Genomic DNA, 23,531 nt, shown 5'->3' with positions numbered 1-23,531 from the left:
AGCGGCGAAAAGCATTACGATGAATCTCGTAGCGGTACGACGTCAGTAACGCCACCCTTACGACCTTCGCGCCCGAACCGCCGGTAGATGGCACTTCTCGATACCGACGTGTCGGTCCGGAACGTCGTCACCACCGACCCGGAGCGAGCGAAGGCGCTGGAGAACGACGTGCGCGCCAAGATCGTTGACGCGCTGGCCGACCGAGCACTCACGGTCGCCCAACTCCGCGAGGAACTCGCCGACCGCGGCGAGCAGAAGGCCGAAACGACGGTTCGTCACCACGTGAACGTCCTCTCGGAGGCCGGGATCGTGGAACTGGCACGGCTCGAAGAGGCCGGCGGCGCCACGCGGAAGTACTACAGGTCGAACACTCGCGTCTACGCCTACGACCTCCCCGACGGTGCCGACGAGCAGCTGGCCGACGCCAGCGAACTCGTCCGGGCGGAGCTGCTGTCGCTCGTCGAAGAACTGGGTGAGGAACACGGCGACGAGATCGCGGCGGTGGCCCGTGAGATGCGCCCGTGCGAGTACTGCGACACCCAGCACTACGAGGAGTTCGTCGTGCGGGAACTGATCGACCGAGCGCTGACCGACCTCGGCGAGTCAGGCGCGGTGGACGACTTGCTCTAATCTAACTCCACCGCCACGCGCTCGCCGGTTCGGGCGGCCTCGTAGGCCGCCTCGGTGAGCGCGGTCACCGCCAGCGCGTCGCGGGCCGTGGCCGGGGGCTCCTCGCCGGTCTCGATGCAGTCGATGAACGCCTCGGCCTTGTCGCGCTGCTTGCTCCGGTCGATGTACGGGATGACCGTCGTGCTGTCCTGGTCGATGCGCTCCAGCTCGCGCTCCTCCCACTGGCGCCCCTCGAGGTAGACCGCGCCCTCGTCGTCCCAGACGTGGATGTGCTCGCGGACGCAGGGGGCGTCGCTGTGGACCGAGATCGTGCCGTGGGCGCCGTTGGCGAACTCGACGGTCAGGACCGCGCGCTGGTCGACCCGGCCCTCGTCGTCGGCGAACACCATCTCGGCGCTGACCTCCTCCGGGACCAGCCCGGTGGTCCAGAGCACCGCGTCGATGAGGTGGCTCCCGGTGTCGTAGAGGTTGCCGCCGCCCGAGAGGTCGGGGTCGGTCCGCCACGTGCCCTCGAACCGGTCGATCCAGTCCTGGGTGATCTCGGCGCTGAGGAAGGCCGGCTCCAGGTCGGGCCCGTCGTCGCCCCGCCAGCGCTCGCGGGCGGTCTGGAACGCGGAGTTGAGGTGGCGCTGGTAGCCGACCATCAGCACCCGCTCGCTCGACTCGGCGCGCTCGGCGAGGTCCCGGGCCTCCTCGAGGTCCGTCGTCAGCGGCTTGTCGCAGAAGACGTGGAGGCCGCGGTCGAGCGCCGCGGTCACCATCTCGTGGTGGAGCGTGTGGGGCGTCCCGACCAGCACGGCGTCGAGGCCCTCGGCGTCGAGCATCTCGCGGTAGTCCTCGTACTGGGAGCCCTCGCCGACGTAGAGGGTGTCGCCCGCCGTCTCGCGGGTCTCCGCGCTGACGTCCGCCAGCGCGGTCACCGTCGAGCGCGGGTCCTGGTTGAACAGCCGTCCGACCGTGGTTCCGATGTAGCCGCCGCCGATGACGCCGACTCTGAGTTTCTCGGCCTGAGACATCCGTGTCCGTCCCCACTACGACCCGCGCCTTGAGAGGTCTGGCCGCGAGCGGGTCCGGGACCGGTCGCGAGCGACGGGCCGCGGTGCCCGTCGGGCACCGAACCGGCGACGGGGGCTACCGATGGACCACCGTTCGCCGCCTCGGCTACGAGAGGTGGGCGGTGACGTCGGTCGAGGAGACCATCCCGACGTAGTCGTCGTCGACGACCGGGAGGTGCTTGATGCCGTACGTGGTCATCATCGCGGCGACCTCCTCCATGTAGAGGTCCGGCGTGGCGGTCTCGACGTCGGTCGTCATCACGTCGGCCACCTTCAGTTCGGAGACGTCCCGTCCGTCGGCGACGGCGTCGAGGACGTCCGTGCTGCTGACGATGGCCCGCGGCGTGGTCGGGACGACCAGCGCGCTGATGTCCTTCTCGCGCATCCGCTCGGCCGCCTCCCTGACCGTCGCGTCCTTCGATATCGTCTCCAGCGGGGTCGACATCACGTCCTCGACGGTCGGCCTGTCACTCGAACTCATACTGCAAGAGACGCATGCCGAGGTAAAGGGGCTTTCCCCGCGACCCTCAGTTCGTCACCACGAGCTTGCCGACGCTCTCGCGGTCCCGCATCGCGGCGAACGCCTCCCCGGTCGCCTCCAGCGGGTACGTCCGGTCGATCTCGGGGGACAGCTCCCCGGCGGCGACCAGGTCGACCAGCGTCTCGAGGTCGGCCTGGGTCCCCATCGTGCTGCCGATCACCCGCTTGTGGCCCAGGAACAGGTCGGGAACGTCGATCTCCGACCGCCCGCCCGCGGTCCGGCCGCAGACGACCACGCGCCCGCCACGGCGGACGACGTCGAGGCCGAGCCCAGTGTAGGGGCCGCCGAGGTGGTTCAGGACCGCGTCGGGCGCGCCGACCGACTCCACCGCGGGCCGGAGCTCGTCGGGGTCGGTGCCCCGGACCGGGTGATCGAGCCCGAGCGCCTCGACCCGGTCGAGCTTGTCGGCCGACGAGGACGTCCCGACGGTCTCGGCGCCGAGGACGTCGGCGAGCTGGACGCCGGCGACGCCGACCCCGCCGGTCGCGCCAGGCACGAAGACGAGGTCGCCGGGTCCGACCTCCGCCTGCCGGAGCATGCGGTACGCCGTCACGTACGCGGTCGGGAGCGCCGCGGCGGTCGTCGCGTCGACGGAGTCGGGGAGCGCGACGAGCCGGTCGGCCTCGACCCGGGCGGCCTCGGCGAGCCCGCCGTGGTAGAGCGAGAAGTTCTCGCAGCGGTTCTCCGGCCCCTCGCGGCAGAACCGGCAGGCGCCGCAGGTCCGGTTCGGACACAGGACGACCCGGTCGCCGGGTTCGACCCCGGTCGCGTCGTCGCCGACCGCGCGGACCACGCCCGCGACGTCAAGGCCGCTGACGAAGGGCAGGTCGTCGGCCTCGACCATCGCGGAGTCGCCCTCCAGTATCCAGAGGTCGTGGCGGTTGATCGCGCACGCCTCGACGTCGACGACCGCCTCCCCGGGTCCGGGCTCCGGCGTCGGCTGTTCGACGATTGCTACCCCGTCGGGGCCGGTCAGTTCGGCGAAGGCTGCGGCGCGCATCGGTTCGGGGTTCGGACGCGAGGACATTAGGGATGGCCGTTCGCGCTCGGTCTCGCAATCGACACGGGCGTCGGCGTCGCCACCGGCGCCGGCGGGGCGGTAGGGCGGCGGCCCGGACGCCGAATCGGGACGTCGAGTCGGACCCCACGGCCCGTGACCCGCCGGTCACAGCAGTCGCTCGCCGAGCAGCGGCGCCGCGACGACGACGCCGACGGCGACGGCCGCGCCGAGGAACGTGAGCAGGTACGACGGGTCGAGCACGTTCACCGCGCCGAAGAGCGCGGCCGCGGCGGCGAATAGGGCGAATCCCGCGACCGCCTCCCGGGCGTCCGTCGGGTGGGCGGGCGTCGCCGCCGCGATGCCGCGCCAGACGAACCACCCGCCGACCGCGCCGCCGACCGCCGACACGCTGTCGGAGGTGACGCCCGCGAGCAGCCCCGCCGCCCCGACCGCGACCGCGACCTGCAGCGCTCGCGCCGGTTTCGTCCCGCGGTCGGTCAGCCGGTAGAGCCCGCCGAGGACGGCCAGGCCGAGCGCGGCGCCGACGACGACGTCGACCAGGTAGTGGACGCCGAGCACCAGCCGCGAGAGCGAGACCAGGACGACGACCGCGGCCGCGACCGCCAGCCGCGACCGGGCCGTCCAGCGGTCGAGCACGAGCGCCAGCCCGCCCCAGAACATCGTCGTCCCGAGGGCGTGACCGCTCGGGAACCCGGGCCCGTCGGCGGTCGCCGCGCCGGCCAGCAGCGGTCGGAGCGCCGACGGGAGCCACCCGAGGCCGGGCGGTTCGCCCGCGCCCGGCGGCCGCGGCAGCAGGAACACGTTCTTGAGCGCGCCGATGAGCCCCACGTACGTCAGCACGAGCCCGAGGACGAACAGCCCCCGACGGCGGTCGATGCCCCACCGGGGGAACTGGTCGCCCGCGACGTAGAGCGCGCCGCCGAGCAGGAACAGGAACCAGACGTCGCCGAGCTGGGTTGTCACCGCGAAGAGCACGAGCACCGGTCGGTCCGCGGCTCCGTGGAGCGCTTGGGTGACGCCGACGCCGCGTCCGGTTCCGAACACACCGGTCCAACGGGACTGGGCGGTGTCCCTGTTACGGCCCGGGCCGCCGACGGCCGGTGGTCGCGGCGAGGCGGCCGCCCCGCGTCCGCCCGGTCACTGCGCCTCGCGGTCGAACGAGGCGACCCGGCCCCACGAGCTCTTCTTGCCCCAGAGGCCAGACCGCATGCACTCCAGTTCGACGATCTGGGAGTTGTCGACGAAGAGGTTGACCTCCGGGCCGAAGTTCTTGATGTACCACTCGAACACCTCGGGGTCGGCCGCCTCGAACACGCAGTTCTCGACGCCGACCTCGTTGGCGATCTCGAAGGCCACGTCGGTCCGCCACTCCCTGACGCGCTCGGTGATGCCCTCGGACTCGACCATGATCTTGTACGCGCCGGCGTCGAGGTGCCGGCGGGCCTCCCGGATGGCGCTCGCCGGGTCGATGGCCTCCTCGCTCTCCAGGTCCTCCACGCTCGACGCGCCGCCGGCGCCGAACTGGACATTGATCTCGGGCTTGGGCTTCAGCCCGTGGTCGCCGACCAGTTCGGTCAGTTCCACCAGGTCGTCGGTGTCGACGGCGATGAACCCCGACGAGATCTCGACGATGTCGAACCCGAGGTCCTCGGCCGCCTCGACGTAGCGTTCCACTTTGTCGTGGTCCCGGACCAGCACGTTCTCGACGAACCCGCCGGTCGAGACCTGGACGTCGTACTCGTGACAGACCCCGATGAGCTCCTCGACGGCCTCCTCGGGCATCAGCGCGAACGACCCGCCGGAGAACTTGTAGATGTCGACGTACGCCCCCATCGTCTCGAGGATGTCCCGCAGCTCCCTGGGCCCCATCGGGTCGTAGTACGGCCCCCGGATCTCGGTGATGCCCTTCTCCCGCGGCTTCGATTCGCGCTCGTTGACGTGCAGGAAGTCGAATGCTCTGTCCATCGGAAACCCCGACCCCGATACGACGAACCGCCACTTCACTGTTGGCCAGCCGAGGGGAACCTGTCAGTCGGCTCGCGCTCGGTTACGCTGACCACCAGCGTGTACCCCGGAAATCCACCCGTGCGGGCGGGGCGTTCCGGACGTGATCCGTCACGATCGGTCCCGTGATTCTCTGAGTCCACCGTCCCGAGACGACCCAACCGATTTGTGTCGCGCCGTCGAATCAGCCTCGAAGAATGAGCGACCGATTTCTCGTGGTCGGGGGCGACGCGGCGGGGATGAGCGCGGCCGGGAAAGCGAAACGCGACGACCCCGACCGGGAGGTCGTGGTGTTCGAGCGCGGCGACTGGGTGTCGTACGGCGCCTGCGGCATCCCGTACTACGTCAAGGGCGAGATCGCCGACATCGAGGAGCTCCAGGTGGTCGAGCCCCGGAAGCTGGTCGAGGAGCGGGGCATCGACCTCCGGCGGCGCCACGAGGTCGTCGCCGTGGACCCCGACGCGCGGACCGTGACGGTCGAGGCCGACGGGGAGCGCTACGAGGAGCCGTACGACGACCTGCTGCTGGCCACCGGCGGCCGGGCCGCGCTCCCCGACGCGCCCGGCACCGACCTCGAGGGGGTGTTCGCGGTCCGGAACCTCGAGGCCGGGCGGGCGCTCCGGAGCTACGTCGTCCGCGAGGACGACGCCGAGGTGCCCGCCCACCCGGACGCCGGGTCCGGCGACGGCGAGCGGCTCCGCTCGCACCTGCGCGAGACCGACGTCGAGCGCGTGGTCGTGATCGGCGCGAACAAGATCGGCGTCGAGATGGCCGAGGCGTTCGTCGCCCGCGGGTTCGATGTCCACGTCGTCGAGGCGGGCCCGCACGTCCTGCCCGTCTTCGGGCCCGACGTGGCCGACGTCGTCGCCGACCACCTCCGGGACTCCGGCGTGCGGCTCCACCTCGGCACTTCGGTCGAGCGACTCGTCGGCGAGGCGGAAGCGGAGGAGGGGACCGGTCGGGCCACGGAGGAGGGGACCGGTCGGGCCACGGAGGAGGGCGCTCGGCCCGCGGAGGGGACAGACCGGGTGCGCGCGATCGAGACCGACGCCGGGCGCATCGAGGCCGAGGCGGTCCTCTGCGACGTGGGCGTCGAACCCGAGACCGACCTGGCCGAGTCGGCCGGCATCGACCTCGGCGAGACCGGCGCGATACGGACCGACGAGTTCGGCCGGACCGGCGACGACCGGGTCTACGCCGCGGGCGACTGCGCCGAGAAGCGCCACCTGCTGACGGGCGAGGCGGTCCGGTGGCCCTACGCGCTGGCGGCCAACCGCGCCGGCCGGGCGGTCGGGCGCACGGTCGCCGGCCGACCGACCCCGGTCGGCGGCATCGTCGGCACCGGGGTGATGAAGGCGTTCGACCGGGAGGTCGCCCGCACCGGCCTCGACGACGAGCAGGCCCGCGCGGCCGGCTTCGACCCGGTCTCGACCACGGTCACGACCATCACCCGCGCCCACTACTACCCGGGCTGGTCGCGCATCGTGGTCCACGCCACCGCCGACGCCGACTCCGGCCGACTGCTCGGCACGAGCATGGTCGGCGCCGAGGGCGCGGCCCACCGCATCAACGCGGTGGCGACCGCGCTCCACGCCGGACTCACGGTCGAGGAGGTCGGCCGGCTCGACTTCGGCTACGCCCCGCCGTTCGGCCCGGTCTGGGACCCGGTGCTGCTGGCGGCGAAGGCGCTGGGCGACGAGTTGGAGTGACCGACGCCCCACGGACCTAACTTCCCGTGCGCCGTAGCGTCCCCCGTGACCTATCAGACCACGATGGGCTGGTCGCTCGTCTCGTCCGGCGTCGTCACGCTCCTGCTCGCGTTCCTCCCCGGCGACTCGATCTGGTGGGGCGTCGGCCTGCTCATAGCCGGCATCGCGATGCTGTACGTCCGGCAGTGAGCGACGGGGAGTGAGCGCCGAGGCGCCCCGACGCCCCTCCGCGCCACTCACTCGACGTGAACCCGGGTGACGTGGCCGCCGCAGCCGCACTGCTCGACGTACTCCCACGACACGTCGTCGCCGAACGCCTCCCGGAGCGCGTCGTAGAGATACGTCTCCGGGTGGCCGTGGTCGCCGTGGGTGACGAGGTTGACGTGGTTGCCGGCGGTCGTGTGCTCGACCGCGGTCTCGGCCTGCCGGACCACCAGGTCCCGGCTCTCGGCGTGGTGGGGTTGCTCTAAGTTGGCCGACCACGAGTTGTCGTGGACCCGGTCGGTGATCGGTTCGACGTCGCTGTCGAGGTCGGCGTCGTGCTCGCGGTCGTCGCTCGCGGTCTCCATGTTCGAAGTGAGGCCGCGTCCGCGAGAAGGGGTTGTCCCGAACGCGTTCGGCCCACTGTTCCGGCTTGACGGCCTCGCCGGCTCGTCAGTCGACCGGGGCGACCGAGCGGAACGCGTCAGTCCAGCAGTGCGACCAGGTCCGACACGTCGCGCTCGTCCAGCGAGCGCACCGTCTCGACGATCTCGTCGCGCCGGTCCCGGTCGTAGCGCTCGCCGGCGGTCTCGTGGAACTTGCGCTCGATCTCGTCCCACGACATCGGGTCGTTGGGGTGGCCCTCGAACTCGTCCTTCTCGACCAGGTAGGTCGTCCCGTCGGCCGTCTCGACCGCGACGACCGCCGGCATCTCGCCGTCCTCGAACCGCTCGGTGAGCTCCTCGTCCGCCGAGACCTCGACGTTCCGGAGGAGCCGCTGGACGTCGTCGCGCCGGATGCGCTCGGGCTCGTACTGGGCGTTGGTCAGCTCGCGGTCGATGAGCGCGACCGCCAGCATGTACGGCAGCGAGTGGTCGGCCTGGGCCTTGGTCTCGACCTCGTAGCGGCTCCCCTCGCCGCCGCCGATGATGAGCTTCGCGCCCGCGAAGGTGTCGAGCCGTATCTTCTCGACCTCGTCGGGGTCGATGTCCTCGCGCTCGGCCAGTTCGATGATCCCCTCGACCGCCGACTGGGCGTAGGTCTCGGCGACGTACTTCTTGGTCATCACGTCGTGGACCCGCTCGGCGGGCGTGAACTCCGCCCGGAACTCCCCCGAGACGGTCTGCTTCCACCCCTTCCTCCCCTCGAAGAGGTTCACCGGTCCTTCCATCCCGTGCTTCGCGAGGAACGCCGAGTACACCGCGTTCCGGGCGGCGTTGGCCGACGCGACGCCCTTCCACGCCGAGATGCCCTCGGTCCTCGTCACCCGGAGCGCGTTGTGGGCGGTGCCCGCGATGCCGACGGCCGACCGCAGCTGCTCGCGGTCCAGACCCAGTATCTTGCCGGCGCCGGTAGCAGCGGAAATCACGGTGTGGGTCACGTGGTCCCAGCCGCGGTCACGGACCGGCGCGTTCCACGCCAGCGCGGCCTGGACCTCGTAGGCGACGCCGACGGCGGCGAGCAGGTCCGCGCCCGAGGCGTCCCCGTACTCTCCGCACGCGACGACGGCGGCGATGTTGTCGCTCGGGTGGGGCGTCTCGCCGGGGGCGAGAAACGAGTCCATGTAGTCGAGGTACCGCACTAGGGCGGTGTTGTACATCGTCGCGTCGGGCGGCGACGCGGTCCCCGCGCCGGCCGCGGGCCCGGAGTCGGCCGAACTGCCGCCGCCCCACAGCGTGCACCCCTCGCCGCCGAACTCCGCGACGGTGTCGCCGACGACGCCGACCGGCTCCTCGTCCATCGCGGCGACCGCGATGCCGACCGAGTCGAGCACCCGCTTCCGGAGTTCGTCGACCGTCTCCTCGCGCAGGTCGGCGAAGTCGAGCCCGAGCGCGAAGTCGGCGATGTCTGCGGTCGTGGTCATGGCCCGGGGTGAGACCTGCGGGGCCAAAAAACGCGGCAAGCGTTCAGCCGGAGACCCACCGGGCGTTCGGCCGGAAACGCGGCTCGTGCCGGCGGTAAGGCCTGATTACGAGCGCACGGGGCCGGCCCGGAGAGTCCGGGAGCGGCCCCCGCAGCCCGGATTCGGGAATACCGACGTTCGGAAGACGGCCGCCGCGTCCGGGCTCAACGCCGCCGGGACGCGAGCGCGCCGCCAGCGAGCAGGACGGCGAGGCCGACCAGCGCCGCCACGGGACCGAAGCCGGGCGCGGGCGCGCTGGCCGCGGCCGTCGTGGTCTGGGTCGTGGTCGTCTCCTCGGCGACAGCGGTCGTCTCCGCACCGCCGATCTCGGTCGTGGTCTCCTCGGCCGCGGCGCCGTCAGCCGCGGTCGTCTCGGCCGCGCCCTCGGCGGCAGCGGTCGTCTCCTCGGCGCCGGCGGCCGGCGTCTCCTCGGCCGCCGCGGTCGTCTGTTCGGCTGGCGTGGTCGTCTGTTCGGCCGCCGCGGTCGTCTGCTGGGCAGCGGCGCCGCCGCCCTCGCTCACGACCCGGCCGGTGGCGTTGACGTCGAGCTCGGCGAGCGACACCGTGAAGTTAGTGCCCGCGGGGACGTCCGAGAAGTCGAACGTCGCCTCCCAGGTCCCGTCCTCCGAGACGGTCGCGGTCTGGCGCTTGAGGAACGGGTTCTGGTCGACGTTCGCGGCCTCCACGGTCAGCTCCGTTCCGGGCGCGAGGGTGCTGTCGCCCGAGATGGTCGCCCCGCTCGCCGACGGGACCCGGATCGGCCGGTCGAACGACGCGTTCCGCGGGACGACGGTGAAGTTCGTCACCAGCGACGTCTCGTTGCCGGGTTCGATGTAGGGGTTGGCCGCCGTGAGGTTGAACGTCGCGCGGTAGGTCGCGTTCGGTTCGAGCGCGTTCGAGTCGACCACGAAGAAGAACCGGTTGCCCGACTCGTCGACGAGCAGCCGGCCCTGCTGGAGCGACACGGGCTCGTCGGGTACGTTGATCTCGCCGAGCCGTGTCAGGTTCATCGACACGCCGGTCGTGTTGTTGTTCAGGTCGGAGATGTTCTGGACGTAGCCGTAGAGGCCCGAGGCCTGGACCTCGATGACGGCCCAGTCCTGGTAGGCGATGTCCTGGTCCCGGGTGGCGACCTCGGCCAGCCCGGCGACGCTGTCGACGTCGGCGCTGTCGGGCGCGGTCCACACCTGGATGCCGCCGGTCGAGCGCTCGTTCAGCACGATGGACCCGACGGCGGTCCGCGTCTGGCCCACCGACACCTGGACCGGGTAGGTCGCGGCGTCGAGCCGGTTGGGGACCGGGTCGGTCAGCAGCTCGAAGTCGGTGAAGTTGTCCTCGCCCGCGACCGAGATACCGGGCGAGTCGGGCGAGACGCCGGCCTCGTAGGTGTTCAGTCGGACGGTGGCGACCCCGTCGCCGTTCGCGTCGACGACGGTGAACCGCGACTGGTAGCCGACCGACTGCGACCCGACGGTGACCGTCGCGCGGTCGGTGCCGTCGAAGGTGACGTTGAACTCGACGACGTCGCCGCGCTGCTCGGTGTAGGTCCCGTTCGAGAGCGACGCCGAGCCCTCGGCGGCCCGGGTCACCTCGATGGTGGCGACGTCCTGGACGTTACCGCCGGCCGCGACCACCGTGACGTTGTAGGTGCCGGGCTCGACCCCGCTGAAGTCGGCGTCGAAGACGGCGTCGTCGCTCGCGGTCCGGGTCGAGACGGCGCGGCCGTTCCGGACCTCGACGTCCGAGAAGATGTCCGCCAGCTGGGACGCGCTCAGCTGATCGGAGGTGAGCGAGAAGTTGTAGCCCGCCCGGTTCGACTGGACCTGCAGGTCGGTCGCGGCGGCGTCGCCGTCCCCGGCGACGACGCTCTCGTCGGCGAAGCTGGCGTCGAGCGTCTGCTGGGACACCTCGAAGCTGGCCGCGCTCACGCTGCCGACGCCGCGGACCGCGCCGTTCTGCACGACGACGGGCTGGCCGTTCTCGTCGACGATGACGTAGTCGCCCTGGAGGTTGTTCGTCGAGAACGTCGCCGAGCCGTTGGCGTCGAGCAGCACCTGGGTCGCGAGCCCGCCGACCTGGCCGTTCTGCACCCGGCGGACCTCCCAGACCTCGCTGGCGTTGGCCTGGCCGGCCGAGAACCGGAGGAACTGCCCCTGCCAGAACGTCTCGCCGGAGTCGACGGCCACCTCGTCGAGGCCGTCGTCCTGAGCTCGATCGGTCGTCTCTGCGCCGTTCGTCACTGCACCGGTCACGCCCGCCGTCACCGCGCTGACGACGAGCAGAGCTGTCAGAAGTACACTCGTGCGTGTTCGTGTCATGGATTTCCCACCCCCCGCACGGTCGTCTCCCCCCGAATCGTGCGGGTCTCGTGAGGGATTCGACGAAATCCGATAAGTATCTTGTGACGGTACGCTCGGCTTGCCCGCGAACAAAGAGTGCCTAGCCTGGCGAGGGCGAACTATCGCCGGACGAGGGGCCGGGTCGGTCGGCGGCGGGCGAAGACAGCCCGCGCCCATCTGTTAAGGGGGTGTGCTGTGCGGGGGGCGTGCTGTGCGGCGAACGCCGGCGCAGATCGCCCGAAGCTACAACCCGCTGGGGGTCGTAGCGCGCACGTCATGGACCGCACCAACCCCGCGACGGGCGAGGCGCTCGAACCGATACCGGACGACTCCGAGGAGGACGTCGACGCCGCGCTCGACGCGGCGGTGGAGACCTTCGACGAGTGGAAGGACGTGCCGATGCTGAAGCGCCAGCAGCTGCTGGCCGACGCCGGCGACGTGCTCCGGGAGAACGCCGACGAGTACGCCGAGCTGATGACCCGCGAGATGGGCAAGCCCCTCTCGTCGGCGCGCTCGGAGGTCGAGAAGTGCGCGTGGGTCTGCGACTACTACGCCGAGAACGCGGCCGAGCACCTCCAGGACGACCACCACCCGGGCCCGGCCCACGCCGAGACGTACGTCTCCTACGAGCCGCTGGGGCCGATCCTGGCGGTCATGCCGTGGAACTTCCCGTTCTGGCAGGTGTTCCGGTTCGCGGCGCCCCACCTCACCGCGGGCAACGTCGGCCTGCTCAAGCACGCCTCGAACGTCCCCGGGTGCGCCGAGGCCATCCAGGACGTGTTCGAGGAGGCCGGCTACCCCGAGGGCGTCTTCCAGTCGCTCATCGTCCACTCAGACCGGGCCGAGCAGGTCATCGAGGACGACCGCGTGAAGGCGGTCACCCTGACCGGCAGCGCCCGGGCGGGCCGCTCGGTGGCGAAGACCGCGGGCGAGAACCTCAAGAAGTCGGTGCTCGAACTCGGCGGGTCGGACCCCTTCGTGGTGCTCGACGACGCCGACCTCGAGGCGGCCGCCCGGGTCGGCGCGCAGGCCCGGACGCTCAACGCCGGCCAGTCGTGCATCGCGGCCAAGCGGTTTGTGGTCCACACCGACGCGTACGACGAGTTCGTCGAGAAATTCGTCGCGGAGATGGACGCCCTGACCGTAGGCGACCCGACCGACGAGGACACCGACCTCGGTCCGCAGGCCCGCGAGGACCTGATGGAGTCGCTCCACGAGCAGGTCCAGCAGACGGTCGACGACGGCGCGACCCTCGAACTCGGCGGCGAACCGCTCGACCGCGAGGGGTTCTACTACCCGCCGACCGTGCTGACCGACGTGCCCCGGGACGCGGTGGCCGCCTGCGAGGAGGTGTTCGGGCCGGCCGCCGCCGTCTTCGAGGTCGAGGACGAGGAGGAGGCCGTCGAGGTCGCCAACGACGTCCACCTGGGGCTGGGCGCGTCGGTGTGGACCACCGACCTCGACCGCGGCGAGCGGCTCGCCCACCGCATCGACGCGGGGATGACCTTCGTCAACGAGCTGGTGAAGTCCGACCCGCGGCTCCCCTTCGGCGGCGTGAAGGACTCGGGCTACGGCCGGGAGCTGGCCGAGCACGGCATCGAGGAGTTCGTGAACAAGAAGACGGTGTGGGTCCAGGAAGCGGACGCGAGCGAGGAGGACGTCGAGGTCTCGATGGAGTAGCCGCCGACCGCGGACCGGAGGAGAGCAGCCGTCGACCCCGAAACGGAGGCGGACCTACTGGGACTCCTTCCGGCGCTTGCGCATCTCGGCGACCGGGAGGCCGAGCAGGCCGACCACCAGCGCGCCGCCCAGCCCGACCGTGAGGGTGTCCTCGAGGTCGGATCCGCCCGAGCCGCCGGACCCGCCACCGTCGAGCGACCCTGCAGTGGGTTCCTCGGACGCCGCCTCGCTGCCGACCACGACGGCGCCCTTCATGCCCATCGCCTTGTGGGGCGAACAGGCGTACTTCGTGATGCCAGTCTCCTCGAAGGTGTGCTCGAAGGCGTGGCCTGCGCTCCCGGCCATCTGGCTCTCGAACGAGCCGTCCTCGGCGACCACGTTGTGCGAACCGCCCTTGCCGGTCCACTTCCAGACGACCGTCGTACCGGGGTCGACTCGCACGGCCGGCGGGTCGAACGCGAAGTTCCCGTTGTTGCCCTTCGCACCGACCTCGATCGTGACCGCCGACCGGCCCGTCCCGTCGACCACGCCCTCGTAGTTCGAGACGTTGTCGAACCAGGAGCCGAATCCGCCTCCCGAACTCGACCCGCCCGACTGCTTCGACCCGGAACCGGACGACGTCGTCGCCGACTCGACGGCCACGTCGCCGACCACGACCGCCCCTTTCATGCCCATCGCCTTGTGGGGCGAACAGGCGTACTTCACGATGCCCGTCTGGTCGAACCTCTGAGAGAAGGTGTGGCCCTGCTCGCCGGTCAGTTTGCTCTCGAACGAGCCGTCCTCGGCGACCACGTTGTGCGAACCGCCTTTCCCGGTCCACTTCCAGGTCACGGTGGTCCCGGGGTCGACCCGGACCGCCGCCGGGCCGAACGCGAAGTTCCCGTTGTTGCCTCTAGCGCCGACCTCGACCGTGACCTCGGACTTCCCGGTCTCGTCGACCACGCCGTCGTAGTTCGAGACGCCGTCGAACCACCCGCCGAAGGGCGACTGGGCCGCCGCGGGGACGCTCGCGCCGGCGCCGACCGCGGCCGCGCCGGCCACGCCCGCCGCGCCCTTCAGGAACGTTCGTCGGTCCAGTGCGCCGCCGGAACGCGGGGTATCGGAGTTCATCGGTACCTGGAGGTTCCGGCCAATGGGCGTTATAAACCCCCTCCGGTTCCCGGTCCGCGGTAATCGGAGCGAACATGTTCGGCCCCTACTCCAAGACCGACACCGAGCAGAACTCGAACCGGGCGCCCCCGGCCTCGCTCTCGGTGAGCCGGCAGTCCCAGTCGTAGATCTCCGCGAGCTGGGAGATGAACGTCAGGCCGAGGCCGATGCCGGCGTCGTTCGTGGTGTAGCCCGCCTCGAACACCCGCTCGCGGTCCTCCTCGGGGATTCCCGGCCCGTCGTCCTCGACGTAGAACCCCGACGAGAGGTCGCCGACCCGGACGGTCAGCGGGGCGTCCTCGCGGGCCCCCGAGTCGGAACTCGTCGGACTGTGCTCGACCGAATTCTTGAACAGGTTCTCCAGCAGGTGCTGGACGTGGCTGCCCGCGGCCTCGACGACGCGGTCGGTCTCGACGCTGAGCCGGGCGTCGCCGGTCGCGAGTTCGCTCCACACCTCGGTCGCGGTCGCTGCGAGGTCGACCGGCTCCCGGTCGATGGTCGCGTCCGAGCCCCGCGTCATCACCAGCAGGATGTCGATCATGTCGTCCATCCGGTCGAGCGCGTCCTCGACCTGCTCGAACGCGGTCTCGTCGCCGGCCGCGGCGTTCGAGACGTATATCTGGGCGATGGAGAGGGGGTTGCGCAGCTCGTGGGCCAGCATGCTGGCGAACGACTCGAGCCGCTCGTTCTGGCGCTCGAGCTGGGTCTCCCGGCGCTTCCGGTCGGAGATGTCCCGGAAGTACACCGACAGCCCGCTCTCGGAGGGGTAGGCGTGGAACTCGAACCACGCCTCGAACGCGTCGACGTACTCCTCGTGGGACACCGGCTCCTGGGTCTCGGTCGCCCGCCGGAACGCCTCGCGCACGCCCGACTCCCGGAGCTCGGGCAGCGCGTCCCAGACGACGTCGCCCACCGGGTCGGCCCCGCCCGTGCCGAGCAGCCGGCGGGCCTGCCGGTTGGCGTAGACGAACCGCCACTCGTCGTCGAGCGCGACGAAGCCGTCGTCGATGCGCTCGAACACCTCGTCGAGCTCGGCCTGGAGCTGGTCGCGCTGGCGCTCGATGGTCCGCTCGCGGTCGGCCCGGTCGAGCGCGGCCTCGGTGTTGGCCGCCAGGATCTTCGCGAGGTCGAGGTCCGCCTCGGTGAGCCGCTCGCTCACCGTCGACCCCGCGGTGAGCACGCCGTGGTCGCCCAGCGGGAGGATCATCTCGGTCTCGATCGGGGTCGCCGGGTTGTAGGCGTCCTCCCGGTCGCCGACCGCCTCGTAGAGCTCCGGCTCGCCCGACTCGTACACCCGCCAGGCCAGCCCCTCGCCCGCCGGGAAGCTCGGCACGCCGTCGAACAGCTCCTCGGCCTCGGGCGTCGCGGCGACCGGTTCGAGCGCGCGGTCGGCCTCGTCGAGCAGGTGGACCCCGCAGATCCGGAGCCCGAGGATGTCGCGGGCCGTCGAGACCGCGATCCGGCAGATCTCGGCCCTGGTCTCGGCCGCCATCAGGTCGCGGGTGACCGACCGGAGCGTCGCCAGCGTCTCCTCGCGGCGCCGGCGCTCGGTGACGTCGCGGAACACCGCCTGGTTGAGCGTCCGGCCGCCGATCTCGGTGATGCCCGCGCTGATCTCGACCGGGATCTCGCGGCCCTCGGCGTCGACCACGTAGTTGTCGCCGTCGTCGCGCACCACCCCGCCGGTCCGGACGTGCTCCTCGAACAGGCGGCGGTAGCGGTCGGCCTCGTCGGGCGGGTGGAGCTCTGTCTGGTGCATCCCGACGATCTCCTCGCGGGACCTGCCCAGCAGCTCCTCGGCGGCCTCGTTGGTGTCGACGATGACGCCGGTGTCGCCGTCGACGATGAAGACGGCGTCCGGCGCGGTGTCGACCAGCTTGCGGTACTGCTCGCGCGAGGCCTCGAGGTCGGCCTCCCGCCGCTTGCGCTCGGTGACGTCCCGGCCGACGCCCGCGATGCCGACGGGGTCGCCGTCGTCGTCGGTCATCAGGGCGCCGGTGAACTCGTAGGGGATCTCGGTGCCGTCCCGGGTCACCAGCGGCGCCTCGACCCTGGCCCGGCCCTCCTCGAACACCCGGCCGACGGCCGCGGCGACCCGGTCGGCGGCCGCGCCGGCGAAGAAGTCGGTCGGGTCCCGGCCGGCGAGCTCTTCGTCGTCGTACCCGGTCACCGCGTTGGCCCGGTCGTTCCAGTGGACCAGCCGACCCTGCGCGTCGAGCACGAAGAAGACGTCCGGGAGCGCGTCGAGGGCGGCCCCGACGAGGTCGTCCGCGGCCCCGGACTCGGGCTCGGCCTCGTTCCGCTCGCAGTTCGCCGCCGCGCGTTCGGCCCGGTAGCGCGCCAAGGCGCTCTCGACCCGCCGGACCAGCTGTCGGCGCTGGTAGGGCTCGCCCCGCCAGTGGATGAAGTCGGTTCGCTCGCGGGCCAGCACCGCCTCGGCGAGGTCGGCGTCGGCGGTCTCGCCGACGGCGACGAACTGCGCGCCGGGCGCGGCCGCCCGGACGCCGTCGAGGAGCGCGACCGCGTCCGCGTCCGGAAGCTCCGCGGCGCTGACCACGCACGCCGCCGGAGCGCGTTCGAGGCTGTCGAGCGCGGCGCGGGCCGTCTCGACGAGCTCGACGGTCACGCCCGCGGCGTTCGATTCGAGCGCGCCGACGCCCTCGCCCGCCCCGGACGGGAGACGTCCGACCGCGAGCACGCGGACAGGGGCGGACGCCGCCGCGTCTGAGTCCCCCGGTAACTGCACGGTAACCCGGAGGCGGTCCGCGATAAAGAACCCACTGAAACCGACTCCGGGGTCGCGAGCGCCGGCCGACCGCCTCGTCGGGCGCCGAGTTCGGCCGTCCTACTCCACGACGACCTCGACCAGCGACATGTCGTCGCTCGGGATCGCGGCCGCCAGGGCGTCTTCGAGCTCGTCCCAGTCGCCGGGCCGGTAAGCCTCGATGCCGAAGCTCTCGGCGAACGTCCGGAAGTCGGGGTTGCCGAGCTCGGTGCCGAAGTGCTCGCCGCGGTGCTCGACCTGCTCTTCGGTGATGAGCCGGTACTCGTCGTCGCGGAACAGCAGGACGGTGTAGCCGCAGCCCAGCCGGGTCGCGGTCTCGAGCTCAGCGGCGTTCATCATGAACCCGCCGTCGCCGGTGGCGGCGACCACGTTCGCGTCGACCGCGAGGTCGGCCGCCAGCCCGCCGGGGACCGAGATGCCCATCGACGCCAGCCCGTTCGAGACGATGCAGGTGTTGGGCTCGTAGGTCAGGAAGTTCTGGGCGATGGCCATCTTGTGGCTGCCCACGTCCGAGAGCAGCACGTCGTCGGCGGCCATCGCGTCCCGGAGCGCGGGCAGCACCCGCCGGACGGTGAAGGGGTCGCCGTCGTCGGGGTCGGCGGTCACGTCCGCGAGGATGTGCTCGCGCAGGTCGTCGTACCAGTCGGTCTCGAAGGCGGCGCCGATCTCGTCGCAGCAGGCGTCGAGCTCCCGGATTGCGGCCGCGATGTCCGAGACGACCTCCACGTCGGGGTTGTAGTGCTCGTACACCTCGGCGGGCTCGCTGTCGACGTGGACCACGGTGGTCTCGCCGGTGGGGTTCCAGTCGGCGGGGTCGTGCTCGGCGATGTCGTACCCCACCGTGATGACGAGGTCGGCCGAGTCGATGGCGTCGGAGGCCTCCTCGTGGTCGCCCGAGTCGAGCGTCAGCAGCGAGTGGTCGTCGTCGTCCGGGACCGCGCCCTTGCCCATGTAGGTGGCCGCCACTGGGAGGTCGTACGTCCGGACGAACTCCCGGAGCGCGTCGCTGGCGCCGGTCCGGACCGCGCCGTTGCCCGCGATGACGATGGGCCGGTCGGCCCCGGCCAGCAGGTCCCGGACCCGGTCGAGCGACGGGACGTCGGGCTCGGGCCGCCTGACGCGGCTCCGCTGGGCCATCGGCCGGACCTCGCAGTCCTCGTCGGCGACGTCCTCGGGGAGTTCGAGGTGGGTCGCGCCGGGCTTCTCGTACTCGGCGGTCTTGAACGCCTTCCGGACCGACTCGTGGACGATGCCGGGGTCCGAGATCTGGGCGTTCCACTTGGTCACCGGCTCGAACATGTCGACCACGTCGATGGCCTGGTGGCTCTCCTTGTGGAGGCGCTCGAGCCCGCCCTGGCCGGTGATCGCCACCAGCGGCGCCTTGTCGAGGTTCGCGTCGGCCACCCCGGTCAGGAGGTTGGTCGCGCCCGGCCCCAGCGTCGAGAGGCAGACCCCCGCGTCGCCGGTGAGCCGGCCCCAGACGTCGGCCATGAAGGCCGCGCCCTGCTCGTGGCGCACCGGGACGAAGGTGATCTCGGAGTCCCGGAGCGCGAACATCGTCGCCTCGTTCTCCTCGCCGGGCAGGCCGAACACGTACTCGACGCCCTCCGATTCGAGCCCTGCCACGAGGACCTCTGCGGTGTTCATGCACCCGGCGTACGACCTCCCGGCCCATAGGTCCGGTTGCCGGACTCGCGGCCGCCCCGCGTTACACCAACCCGCGGGTCCCGAATCTTTATCACGGTTTCCCGACAACGTGCTGTCACGGTCGTATGAAGACCTCTCTCCTCCGCCGCTGACCGGCCGAACGTCCGCGGTCGCGACGAACGAGGCGTCTCCGCAGCTCCAGTGCCGATAGCCCGAAGCAAAGGCTGTCGTCGCACCGTCGCTGGATTCCGTGGTCGCTAGGGGGCAAACCGTCGCGTCCGCAGGGCGTCGTCCGGTCCGGGCTCGCGATATAGTCGCCGCGAGGCGGGTTCGCCTCGCATCGCCGCACCGAGTCGGGGCAGCGACGAGCGATCGCCACCACCACGAATCACTCACCTATGCAATCACAGGACGCAGTCATCGCAAAGCGCGCCGACCCGGACGACGCCGACGCCGGCGCGCCCGACGCCGACGAGATACGGAGCCTAGCCGAGGCCGCCGGGTACGAGGTCGCCGCGGCGGTGACCCAGACGCGCGCCGAACACCCCGCCGCGAACCTCGGCCCGGGCAAGGTCGAGGCGCTCGCAGCGACTGCCGCCCGGGTCGGCGCCGACGCGGTCGTCGTCGACAACGACCTCTCGCCGGGCCAGCACTGCGCGCTCGCCGAGGCGTGTCCCGATGGAACCGCGGTCCTCGACAGGCGCAGGCTCGTGCTCGACGTCTTCGCGGCGCGGGCCGGCGGCGAGCGGGCCGCGCTCCAGGTCGAGCGCGCCCGGCTGGCGTACGACCTGCCCCGCGTCCGCGAGCGGATCACCCGCGAACTGGCGGGCGAGGACCTCGCGCACGACGAGCGGGGCGGCCGGCGCGTCCGCGACATCGAGCGGCGAATCGACGAACTCGACCGGAAGCTCGCCGAGCGCGGCGACGACGCGGCGGCCCGGCGCCGGCGCAGACGCGAGGAGGGGTTCGCGTTCGTCGCGCTCGCGGGCTACACCAACGCCGGGAAGTCGACCCTGCTCCACCGGCTCGCCGACGACCTCGACTTCGCGGCCCGCGAGCCCGACCACGACGACCTCGAGGGCACGGCCGAAGTGCGCGACCGGCTGTTCGAGACCCTCGACACGACGACGCGCCGGGCCACCGTCGAGGGGTACCGGACGCTGGTGACCGACACCGTCGGGTTCGTCGACGACCTGCCCCACGAGACGGTCGCGTCGTTCCACGACACCCTCTCGGCGACCGGCGACGCCGACTGCGTCGCCCTGGTCGCCGACGCGAGCGACCCGCCCGCCGAGCTCCGCCGGAAGGTCGAGACCGGCCTGGACCTGCTCGCCGACGCCGAGGGCGAGGTCGTCCCGGTGCTGAACAAGGTCGACCTGCTGTCCGACGACGAACTCGCCGCCCGCGAAGACGCGATCCGGGAGCTCGTCTCCGACCCCGTCGCCGTCAGCGCCGCGGCGGGGCGGAACCTCGACGCGCTCCGCGAACGCATCGCCGCGGCGCTGCCCGACCGGCGGACAGCCGAGCTCGTGCTGCCGAACCGCGACGACGCGATGAGTCTCGTCTCGTGGCTCTACGACTACGCGGACGTCCGCGACGTGACCTACGAGGGCGACGAGGTCCGGGTCGCGTTCGCGGCCGGACCCTCCATCGCCGAGCGCGCCGAGGCGAAGGCCGAGGCACTCGGCGCCGAGCCGGTCGACGGCTGACGGAAGTCGGCTTCAGACGCCGCCCGCGCCGGCGCCGCCGCAGCCCGCGGCCGCGCTCCCCGCCCCGGCGCAACTGGCGGCGCTGGCGCTCGCGGCGGAACTCGCGGCGATGACCGCCATCCCGGCGTTGCGGCTATAGTCCTTGCACTCGCCCCACGCGACCGGCGCGACCTCGTCGTCGATGTCGTGACCGTCCTCGACCGCGGCCCGGAGGTCGTCGACGCCGAAGCCGGCCGCCGAGACGAACCGGTCGGCGAGCTCGGGCGGGACCGCGACCCGGCGGCACTCCTCGGCCTCGAACAGCTCGTCCCCGTCGAACGTGAACTGGACGTCGAAGTGGCGGACGAACACGTCCTCGGTCTCGAAAGCGGGCGCCAGGGCGCTGATCGCCTCGCCGACCAGGTCCCACACGAGGTCGAAGTCGGGCGACTCGACGTCCTCGCCGAGCGAGAACCGCGCGATGGGGACGGTCACGGGCTCGTCGTCGGGGCCCTCGTTGACGACCGCGACGCCGGTCACGGCCGCGTCCTCGATGCCGCGCGCGTCGCCGTCGACGCGCTGCTGGAGGGCGTCGTCGGCGGCCTCGCGGGCGGTCTCGATCCGGTCCTGCGCGTCGTCGCCGTCGTCGCCGAGCAGGCGCTCGATGAGTGACATCGAGTTGACGTTCGCGGAGGGGAGACTTCAAAGTTGACGTGAGCCGGGCGGTCCGCACGGAGAGGCGAGGCGCCCGGGCACAGACTTTCGGTGCCACCCCGCGAGGGGACGGTATGGCAGTCACTGCGATCGACCACCTGGTCCTGTACGCGACCGACGTCGAGGAGACCTGCGAGTTCTACGCCGAGACGCTGGGCGTCGCGGACAGGGAGGCGTTCGGCGACGGCCGGGTCGCGCTGACGTTCGGGAACGCGAAGCTGAACGTCCACCCGGCCGGCGACGAGTACGACCCCCACGCGGCCGACCCCGCGCCCGGTTCGGCCGACTTCTGTCTCGTCGTCGACGAACCGGTCGCGGCGCTCGCCGAGCGGTTCGCCGACGCGGGCGTGGAACTCGTCGCGGGGCCGGTCGCGAAAGTCGGCGCCCGCGGCGAGACGGAGTCCGTCTACGTCCGCGACCCGGACGGGAACCTCGCGGAGTTCGCGCACTACGGCGACTGAGAAAGGGACGAAGGCGATCGACCCGCTACGGGCTCGTCACTCGAGGAACGGCTGAATCATGTCGAGCACCTTCTCCGGCGGAAGGGGCTCGTCGAACGCGTCCGGGAAGGGCGACTTCCCGGTGAGCCCGTTGAGGTACGCCGAGTGTCGGCCCTCGACCGTGGCGATGGTCGCCGCGGCGGTCAACAGCTCGTCGCTCCCGCTCAGCAGGTCGATGGCTCCGTCGTAGGCCGAGACCCCGGTCGTCTCGAGGGTCTGTGCCGTCTTGATGAACGTCTCCGGGCTGCTCAGGTCGAAGGTGAACGCCACCTCGTCTTCGCTGACGGGGTCTCCGCCGAGCTTCTCCACCGCGCTCACGAGCGCGTCGACGTGCGCCTCCTCGTGGCTCTCGATCGCCTCGAACTGCTCGTACAGGGTCGACTGCACGGGCTCGCCGAAGTCGTCGATGAGGTCGGACTCGACGAGGTCGTCCTCGCTGAACTCCCCGAGTCCGCGCGAGTAGAACGTCGCCTCCAGTCGCTCGAGCGTGAGCGCGTAGTTGAGGGTGTCGACGTACTTCTGACCGCTGTCGCCCGACGCCGCGGCGCTGCCGGCGCCCGCCGAGAGGCCGAGGCCCGCTGCGGACGCGGCGGCCCCCTTCTTCAGGAACCCCCGTCGGGAGTCGAACGCTCGCCCCAGGTTCTCGGTAACCGTCTCTATTCGCGCGTTCCGCCCGTCCGCCTCGAACTCGTTGTTTTCGTTCGTCATGGATGTCTCCGTGGACTGTGTCGTCCGCTCCGGTGGTGACTCGCCGCTACGACTGCTTTCGAACTCGGTGGTCGGCAGAGCAGTCCGCTCTGCCCCGGCCACCGGTTGCAGCCACGTCAGTCGAGGGACCGCGCAGGTGTAGTACGCGAGAATTGTTTGTGAGGTAACGCTGCATTTCGGCTACCGTCCCGACCGTTGTACCGAGATGCAGAGCGTCGCCGCCGGGAGAACAACTTTGGGCCTCTCCGCCGATAGTCGGTAGCGTGACTTCCGACGAAGACCGCTCGCGCGTCGCCGCGTACGCCTGCCGGGACTGCGGTTCGGTCGCCATCGACGACGGTAGCCCTGAGTGCTGCGGGACGGAGATGGACTCGATCGCGGCCGACGCGGTCAGCGAACCCGAACTGGAGTCGCTCCTGCCGGAGGTCTTCGACGTCTCCGAGCGCGGGATAGCGATCGCCGTCCACCTGATGGAGGAGGACGAGGCGACGACCGACGAGATCGCCAGCGCGCTCGACATCAACCGTACCACCGTGACCCGGCAGCTCAACCAACTGCGCGACCTCGGCGTCGTGGAGTACGGCGAGAAGTCGCTCGCCGAGGGCGGCCGGGTCCACGTGTACAGCCCCGTCTCGCTGGGCGAGATGCGTCGGCGCCACCGCGAGGGGCTGCTCGAGTGGGTGACCGATGCGCTGGCGCTGCTCGACGAGATGGACCAGGAGAAGCTCGCTGCAGTCGCGGAGTCATCGTCGGCCGACGGTAGTTCGACCGAGCCCCGGGGCCGCGAGTGAGTCCGATCGGCCCGGAGAGGCCGGACCGACCCCCTCAGAGGAACGTGACGTACCCGCAGGTCGAGCACCGGAGTTCGTCGCGACGCCGGACCAGCACGCCCCGGCCGCACCCGGGGCACGGGCCCACCGCCACCGCGCCGGCGTCCTCCCCGTCGGCCTCGACCGCCCGGCGGAGCCACGCGAGTTCGGCCTCGAGGCGGCCGACCCGTCGCTCGAGCTCCCGCATCCGGTCCACTCGTCGCCGCGGCGCCCGCCGTCCGAGCGATTCGCCTGCCATAGTCAGGGGTACGCGGCCATCGACGGTAACTGTTCGCACACCTGCCGGCGGGCCGTCACCTCGGGTGTCGGGAACCTGACGCTGTCGCCCGCGCGAAGAAAGGACTTTGCGCCGCGTCGGCGTACCTCACCCGGACCATGACAGCCAGCCAGCCCACGCCGGAGCCCGGACGAACCGTCCGCCCGCGAG

General features: G+C 71.5%; 21 protein-coding genes. 7 read left to right on the top strand and 14 right to left on the bottom strand.

The window, feature by feature from the left end; translation table 11 throughout:
- Positions 1 to 87: 87 nt before the first annotated feature.
- Positions 88 to 630 carry an ArsR/SmtB family transcription factor gene (locus ACQUQF_RS23040; protein WP_435181644.1) on the top strand — a complete coding sequence of 181 codons (543 nt, stop codon included), beginning with the start codon at positions 88 to 90 and terminating at the stop codon, positions 628 to 630.
- On the opposite strand, the gene ACQUQF_RS23035 is transcribed toward ACQUQF_RS23040, so the two are convergent.
- The 5 genes from ACQUQF_RS23035 to ACQUQF_RS23015 form a co-directional block, all read right to left on the bottom strand.
- Complete coding sequence (locus ACQUQF_RS23035) at positions 627 to 1,646, bottom strand: Gfo/Idh/MocA family protein (RefSeq protein WP_435181643.1); 1,020 nt, start codon at positions 1,644 to 1,646, stop codon at positions 627 to 629. The genes ACQUQF_RS23040 and ACQUQF_RS23035 overlap by 4 nt on opposite strands.
- A 145-nt stretch (positions 1,647 to 1,791) precedes the next feature.
- Positions 1,792 to 2,166, bottom strand: a complete 375-nt coding sequence (locus ACQUQF_RS23030; protein ID WP_435181642.1) for a CBS domain-containing protein — start codon at positions 2,164 to 2,166, stop codon at positions 1,792 to 1,794.
- 46 nt (positions 2,167 to 2,212) lie between these two features.
- A complete protein-coding gene (locus ACQUQF_RS23025) occupies positions 2,213 to 3,226 on the bottom strand; it encodes an alcohol dehydrogenase catalytic domain-containing protein (protein WP_435181641.1) in 1,014 nt (337 codons plus the stop codon).
- 165 nt (positions 3,227 to 3,391) lie between these two features.
- Positions 3,392 to 4,291: a phosphatase PAP2 family protein gene (locus tag ACQUQF_RS23020; RefSeq protein ID WP_435181640.1), complete on the bottom strand. Its 900-nt coding sequence runs from the start codon at positions 4,289 to 4,291 to the stop codon at positions 3,392 to 3,394.
- Positions 4,292 to 4,384: 93 nt separating this feature from the next.
- On the bottom strand, positions 4,385 to 5,212 hold the full coding sequence (locus ACQUQF_RS23015; RefSeq protein ID WP_435181639.1) for a phosphosulfolactate synthase: 828 nt from the start codon (positions 5,210 to 5,212) through the stop codon (positions 4,385 to 4,387).
- Between the two features lie 236 nt (positions 5,213 to 5,448).
- Here ACQUQF_RS23015 and ACQUQF_RS23010 point away from each other — a divergent pair, with 236 nt between their 5' ends.
- Together ACQUQF_RS23010 and ACQUQF_RS23005 are read left to right on the top strand one after the other, a co-directional pair.
- Positions 5,449 to 6,960 carry an FAD-dependent oxidoreductase gene (locus tag ACQUQF_RS23010; protein WP_435181638.1) on the top strand — a complete coding sequence of 504 codons (1,512 nt, stop codon included), beginning with the start codon at positions 5,449 to 5,451 and terminating at the stop codon, positions 6,958 to 6,960.
- A 45-nt stretch (positions 6,961 to 7,005) separates the two neighbouring features.
- Positions 7,006 to 7,149, top strand: coding sequence for a hypothetical protein (locus tag ACQUQF_RS23005; RefSeq protein ID WP_435181637.1), 144 nt, complete (start codon positions 7,006 to 7,008; stop codon positions 7,147 to 7,149).
- 47 nt (positions 7,150 to 7,196) lie between these two features.
- Here the strand turns inward: ACQUQF_RS23005 and ACQUQF_RS23000 are convergent, their stop codons facing one another.
- The 3 genes from ACQUQF_RS23000 to ACQUQF_RS22990 form a co-directional block, all read right to left on the bottom strand.
- Entirely contained in the window at positions 7,197 to 7,529 is a 333-nt protein-coding gene (locus ACQUQF_RS23000; RefSeq protein WP_435181636.1) for a CGCGG family putative rSAM-modified RiPP protein, read from the bottom strand.
- Positions 7,530 to 7,645: 116 nt separating this feature from the next.
- Positions 7,646 to 9,025 carry an MmgE/PrpD family protein gene (locus ACQUQF_RS22995; protein WP_435181635.1) on the bottom strand — a complete coding sequence of 460 codons (1,380 nt, stop codon included), beginning with the start codon at positions 9,023 to 9,025 and terminating at the stop codon, positions 7,646 to 7,648.
- A 203-nt stretch (positions 9,026 to 9,228) separates the two neighbouring features.
- Positions 9,229 to 11,382 (bottom strand): BGTF surface domain-containing protein, encoded by a 2,154-nt coding sequence (locus tag ACQUQF_RS22990; RefSeq protein WP_435181634.1) that lies wholly within the window; start codon positions 11,380 to 11,382, stop codon positions 9,229 to 9,231.
- A 297-nt stretch (positions 11,383 to 11,679) separates the two neighbouring features.
- On the opposite strand from ACQUQF_RS22990, the gene ACQUQF_RS22985 reads away from it, so the two are divergent.
- Positions 11,680 to 13,083, top strand: a complete 1,404-nt coding sequence (locus tag ACQUQF_RS22985; RefSeq protein ID WP_435181633.1) for an NAD-dependent succinate-semialdehyde dehydrogenase — start codon at positions 11,680 to 11,682, stop codon at positions 13,081 to 13,083.
- 54 nt (positions 13,084 to 13,137) lie between these two features.
- On the opposite strand, the gene ACQUQF_RS22980 is transcribed toward ACQUQF_RS22985, so the two are convergent.
- The 3 genes from ACQUQF_RS22980 to ACQUQF_RS22970 form a co-directional block, all read right to left on the bottom strand.
- A complete protein-coding gene (locus tag ACQUQF_RS22980) occupies positions 13,138 to 14,193 on the bottom strand; it encodes a halocyanin domain-containing protein (protein WP_435181632.1) in 1,056 nt (351 codons plus the stop codon).
- An 85-nt stretch (positions 14,194 to 14,278) separates the two neighbouring features.
- Entirely contained in the window at positions 14,279 to 16,978 is a 2,700-nt protein-coding gene (locus ACQUQF_RS22975; protein ID WP_435181631.1) for a PAS domain S-box protein, read from the bottom strand.
- 99 nt (positions 16,979 to 17,077) lie between these two features.
- On the bottom strand, positions 17,078 to 18,664 hold the full coding sequence (locus ACQUQF_RS22970) for an acetolactate synthase large subunit (protein WP_435181629.1): 1,587 nt from the start codon (positions 18,662 to 18,664) through the stop codon (positions 17,078 to 17,080).
- A gap of 398 nt (positions 18,665 to 19,062) precedes the next feature.
- Between ACQUQF_RS22970 and hflX the strand changes: the two genes are divergently transcribed.
- Positions 19,063 to 20,373 carry a GTPase HflX gene (gene hflX / locus ACQUQF_RS22965; RefSeq protein WP_435181627.1) on the top strand — a complete coding sequence of 437 codons (1,311 nt, stop codon included), beginning with the start codon at positions 19,063 to 19,065 and terminating at the stop codon, positions 20,371 to 20,373.
- A 12-nt stretch (positions 20,374 to 20,385) separates the two neighbouring features.
- Here the strand turns inward: hflX and ACQUQF_RS22960 are convergent, their stop codons facing one another.
- Positions 20,386 to 21,027 carry a hypothetical protein gene (locus ACQUQF_RS22960; RefSeq protein ID WP_435181625.1) on the bottom strand — a complete coding sequence of 214 codons (642 nt, stop codon included), beginning with the start codon at positions 21,025 to 21,027 and terminating at the stop codon, positions 20,386 to 20,388.
- Between the two features lie 113 nt (positions 21,028 to 21,140).
- Here ACQUQF_RS22960 and ACQUQF_RS22955 point away from each other — a divergent pair, with 113 nt between their 5' ends.
- Positions 21,141 to 21,527, top strand: coding sequence for a VOC family protein (locus ACQUQF_RS22955; protein WP_435181624.1), 387 nt, complete (start codon positions 21,141 to 21,143; stop codon positions 21,525 to 21,527).
- Positions 21,528 to 21,563: 36 nt separating this feature from the next.
- On the opposite strand, the gene ACQUQF_RS22950 is transcribed toward ACQUQF_RS22955, so the two are convergent.
- Positions 21,564 to 22,274: a ferritin-like domain-containing protein gene (locus tag ACQUQF_RS22950; protein WP_435181622.1), complete on the bottom strand. Its 711-nt coding sequence runs from the start codon at positions 22,272 to 22,274 to the stop codon at positions 21,564 to 21,566.
- A gap of 263 nt (positions 22,275 to 22,537) precedes the next feature.
- Here ACQUQF_RS22950 and ACQUQF_RS22945 point away from each other — a divergent pair, with 263 nt between their 5' ends.
- The gene (locus tag ACQUQF_RS22945) at positions 22,538 to 23,065 is read left to right on the top strand and encodes a helix-turn-helix domain-containing protein (protein ID WP_435181620.1); all 528 of its coding nucleotides are present in this window, start codon (positions 22,538 to 22,540) and stop codon (positions 23,063 to 23,065) included.
- Positions 23,066 to 23,099: 34 nt separating this feature from the next.
- Here the strand turns inward: ACQUQF_RS22945 and ACQUQF_RS22940 are convergent, their stop codons facing one another.
- Entirely contained in the window at positions 23,100 to 23,342 is a 243-nt protein-coding gene (locus ACQUQF_RS22940) for a hypothetical protein (protein ID WP_435181619.1), read from the bottom strand.
- Positions 23,343 to 23,531: the final 189 nt, after the last annotated feature.

The organism is Halorussus sp. AFM4 (assembly GCF_051194995.1).
GTDB lineage: Archaea > Halobacteriota > Halobacteria > Halobacteriales > Haladaptataceae > Halorussus.
This window is presented reverse-complemented; position numbering and strand designations above follow the sequence as displayed.

What these genes read in the sequence shown, in the direction of transcription:
- ACQUQF_RS23010 (WP_435181638.1), top strand. Translation starts at nt 5,449, where the DNA reads ATGAGCGACCGATTTCTCGTGGTCGGGGGCGACGCGGCGGGGATGAGC.
- ACQUQF_RS23030 (WP_435181642.1), bottom strand. Translation starts at nt 2,166, where the DNA reads ATGAGTTCGAGTGACAGGCCGACCGTCGAGGACGTGATGTCGACCCCG.
- ACQUQF_RS22950 (WP_435181622.1), bottom strand. Translation starts at nt 22,274, where the DNA reads ATGACGAACGAAAACAACGAGTTCGAGGCGGACGGGCGGAACGCGCGA.
- ACQUQF_RS22970 (WP_435181629.1), bottom strand. Translation starts at nt 18,664, where the DNA reads ATGAACACCGCAGAGGTCCTCGTGGCAGGGCTCGAATCGGAGGGCGTC.
- ACQUQF_RS22995 (WP_435181635.1), bottom strand. Translation starts at nt 9,025, where the DNA reads ATGACCACGACCGCAGACATCGCCGACTTCGCGCTCGGGCTCGACTTC.
- ACQUQF_RS23015 (WP_435181639.1), bottom strand. Translation starts at nt 5,212, where the DNA reads ATGGACAGAGCATTCGACTTCCTGCACGTCAACGAGCGCGAATCGAAG.
- ACQUQF_RS22980 (WP_435181632.1), bottom strand. Translation starts at nt 14,193, where the DNA reads ATGAACTCCGATACCCCGCGTTCCGGCGGCGCACTGGACCGACGAACG.
- ACQUQF_RS22985 (WP_435181633.1), top strand. Translation starts at nt 11,680, where the DNA reads ATGGACCGCACCAACCCCGCGACGGGCGAGGCGCTCGAACCGATACCG.
- ACQUQF_RS22955 (WP_435181624.1), top strand. Translation starts at nt 21,141, where the DNA reads ATGGCAGTCACTGCGATCGACCACCTGGTCCTGTACGCGACCGACGTC.
- ACQUQF_RS22960 (WP_435181625.1), bottom strand. Translation starts at nt 21,027, where the DNA reads ATGTCACTCATCGAGCGCCTGCTCGGCGACGACGGCGACGACGCGCAG.
- ACQUQF_RS23040 (WP_435181644.1), top strand. Translation starts at nt 88, where the DNA reads ATGGCACTTCTCGATACCGACGTGTCGGTCCGGAACGTCGTCACCACC.
- ACQUQF_RS22990 (WP_435181634.1), bottom strand. Translation starts at nt 11,382, where the DNA reads ATGACACGAACACGCACGAGTGTACTTCTGACAGCTCTGCTCGTCGTC.
- ACQUQF_RS23025 (WP_435181641.1), bottom strand. Translation starts at nt 3,226, where the DNA reads ATGCGCGCCGCAGCCTTCGCCGAACTGACCGGCCCCGACGGGGTAGCA.
- ACQUQF_RS22940 (WP_435181619.1), bottom strand. Translation starts at nt 23,342, where the DNA reads ATGGCAGGCGAATCGCTCGGACGGCGGGCGCCGCGGCGACGAGTGGAC.
- ACQUQF_RS23000 (WP_435181636.1), bottom strand. Translation starts at nt 7,529, where the DNA reads ATGGAGACCGCGAGCGACGACCGCGAGCACGACGCCGACCTCGACAGC.
- ACQUQF_RS23035 (WP_435181643.1), bottom strand. Translation starts at nt 1,646, where the DNA reads ATGTCTCAGGCCGAGAAACTCAGAGTCGGCGTCATCGGCGGCGGCTAC.
- hflX (WP_435181627.1), top strand. Translation starts at nt 19,063, where the DNA reads ATGCAATCACAGGACGCAGTCATCGCAAAGCGCGCCGACCCGGACGAC.